Consider the following 2,444-nt stretch of genomic DNA (forward strand, 5'->3'; position numbering starts at 1 on the left):
GCCCGTCCAACGAGTCTGAAGTCTCCCAGTAGGGGTGCCAACGCAGCGTTCGATCTCCTGCGACTGTCCGGGACGGACACGACGCAGCCGGACACTCTGTTGAGGTCCAGCAACCATGCCGCACTGTTCACCCAGGTCGTGGCTCTTCGCTGATCCTTCTGCGTCGCGAACGCAGAAACGATCACGTCTGGCCTCCGGGGTTGCCGAACTCCCACCGGCCTCTGTATCGTTTTTCAATAACATCGATAATCGATACGGGGGGCATCATGGCGAGGGTACGCAATCCGCTGGAGCCGATGTCGACAGCGGTCACGGCCATCGTGACGCTGATCGCGGGGCTGATGGGTGTGGGCCTGCTCGGCGCGCTGCTCGTGGACGGCGTGAGCGTCCTCGGCATCGGCGACAAGTTCGTATGCGTCATGGATACGACGACGACGGTGAGCGTCGGCGAGGCGCCGCCTGCGGGTTTCAGGCCCGCACCGGGAGCCACGGTCGACCTGGGCGCCCACCCGAACTACTGCACAGAGGCCGCCAGTACGGTCCAGGGCCTCCTCAACGCCGCAACACAGCTGGCCCCCTTCGTCTTCACCGTCGGGGCGCTCCTGCTTGTCCTGCAGCTGATCCGAGGTGCGGAGCGTGACGGCCTCTACACCGCACAGACCGCAAAGCGGCTACGCAGGCTGGGCTGGTGGCTGTTGGCCGGCAGTGTGCTCACCGCGATGGCCGTCTCCACGGCCCAAGAAGCTCTCATCGACTCGCTGAGCCGCGTCGGCGACATCAACGTTGTCTCCGGACTGTGGTCGTGGGACATTTCCTTCATGGCGATCCTCACCGGCCTCGGCGTCCTCTCTTTCGCCCGGATCATGCGGGTCGGCATCGCCATGCGAGAAGACCTCGACGGAACAGTCTGATGTCCGAGGAGAAGCAGGAGCACGCGATCGAGGTCCATCTCGATGAACTGCTCAAAGCGCGCGGGATGACTTTGGCGGAGCTCGCCGACCGGGTGGGAGTCACTCACGTGAACCTGTCGATTCTCAAGAACGGCCGGGCGAGGGCCATGCGGTTCACCACCCTGACCCGCCTTTGCGAGGTACTGGAGTGCCAGCCAGGCGATCTGCTCAGTCACCGTCGGCACTGAGTCTTGGCTATGTCCCCTTGGCCCTCGCTGAGAACGGCATGCGGCAAAGGGTGGGTGGATGAGACCGGCGCCTCGGCCGGATGCCGCAGGGAGGACTGTTTCGCCGGGTCAGCGACCAGGCATACGGGCACCGCCGACCTGCGACGGCGCCTGCCAGACCCAGACGTCGGCTCCCCGGGCTGACGCAACCGGGATCGTGGCTGCGAGCTTCCTGGACTGCCCGGCCACCTATACCAGCGCCTAACGCTCTGACCGGATAGCTTCGCCGGAAGCTAGCGGTGTTCGGCGTGGACGGGCCTCGCCAACCCTCCGTAGGGTGGTGATCGCATACGAAGGGGGCGGGGTGAACGGCAATCCGCTGTACCACTGGATAGCGCTGGCAGTGTCCACGGCGCTCATGCTACCGGTGCCGGTGGCGATACTGGTGGGGTGGACACCGCCGTGGATGCGCAAGCGACAGGCCGGGATGCGGCTTCGCGCCTACGGCATTTTGTGCATCTACGCCCTCATGCTCGTCAACGGCATCCCCCGGATCGCCGACGCCTCATTCGAGACGGTCATGGTCTGTATGAACGTCGGCTTCGGCTTCACCGCCGCCGCTGCGGTCCTGTTCCTGCTCTCGGCACGCAAGGATTCAGGCGCCCGGACAGCTGGCCCAGTCGAACCTCGGGAAGGCTGAGAGACGGCTTGCCGCACCTGCCGCGCCACGGTTGGTCAGGCCACTGGTGCGAGGGGGCGTCCGCCCCAGCAGACGGAACGCTCTAGCGCCTGCGCCTGGTGTGGCAAGAGTTGTCGGCGGTCTTTGAAAGCTGACCCAGTGCTCGACTCGGAAGATTGACCCCCTGTGTCAGTTGATGTTGGTCATTCCCCGGTGTTGGCTGTGGGAACCCGTCCGAGGTCGCGGCCGCGCATGCGGTAGCTGTCGCCCTTGAGCGAGATCACTTCGGCATGGTGGACGAGGCGGTCGATCATTGCGGCGGCGACGGTGTCGTCTCCGAAGACCTCACCCCAGCGTCCGAAGGGCTTGTTGCTGGTCACGATCACGGAGGCGCGTTCGTAGCGGCCCGAGATGATCTGGAAGAACAGGTTCGCGGCCTCGAGCTCGAAGGGGATGTAGCCGACCCCGTCCACGATGATCAGCGGAATCCGGCCCAGCCGGGTCAACTCGTCACTGAGGCGGCCAGCTTGATGGGCTTCGGCGAGGCGGGTCACCCACTGAGCGGCGGTGGCGAAGGCGACCCGGTGTCCGGCCTGGCAGGCCCGGATGCCGAGCCCGGTGGCGAGGTGGGTCTTACCGGTGCCGGGC

General features: G+C 65.7%; 4 protein-coding genes. 3 read left to right on the forward strand and 1 reads right to left on the reverse strand.

The features are described 5' to 3' along the window. Positions 1-266 precede the first annotated feature (266 nt). From ACWD1Z_RS37140 to ACWD1Z_RS37150, 3 genes are all read left to right on the forward strand, one after another. A complete protein-coding gene (locus tag ACWD1Z_RS37140; RefSeq protein WP_451125293.1) occupies positions 267-911 on the forward strand; it encodes a DUF2975 domain-containing protein in 645 nt (214 codons plus the stop codon). After that, positions 911-1,138, forward strand: coding sequence for a helix-turn-helix domain-containing protein (locus ACWD1Z_RS37145; protein WP_389421438.1), 228 nt, complete (start codon positions 911-913; stop codon positions 1,136-1,138). Before ACWD1Z_RS37140 ends, ACWD1Z_RS37145 begins: the two co-directional genes overlap by 1 nt. Before the next feature lie 316 nt (positions 1,139-1,454). Further along, entirely contained in the window at positions 1,455-1,817 is a 363-nt protein-coding gene (locus ACWD1Z_RS37150) for a hypothetical protein (RefSeq protein ID WP_451125295.1), read from the forward strand. 182 nt (positions 1,818-1,999) lie between these two features. Here the strand turns inward: ACWD1Z_RS37150 and ACWD1Z_RS37155 are convergent. Further along, positions 2,000-2,444: ATP-binding protein (locus tag ACWD1Z_RS37155; RefSeq protein ID WP_451125297.1), on the reverse strand; the 445-nt coding region annotated here is incomplete at its 5' end.

It is taken from the genome of Streptomyces sp. NPDC002784, from assembly GCF_053592135.1.

Coding starts and splice junctions, on each gene's coding strand:
- ACWD1Z_RS37140 (WP_451125293.1), top strand. CDS start 267: ATGGCGAGGGTACGCAATCCGCTGGAGCCGATGTCGACAGCGGTCACG.
- ACWD1Z_RS37145 (WP_389421438.1), top strand. CDS start 911: ATGTCCGAGGAGAAGCAGGAGCACGCGATCGAGGTCCATCTCGATGAA.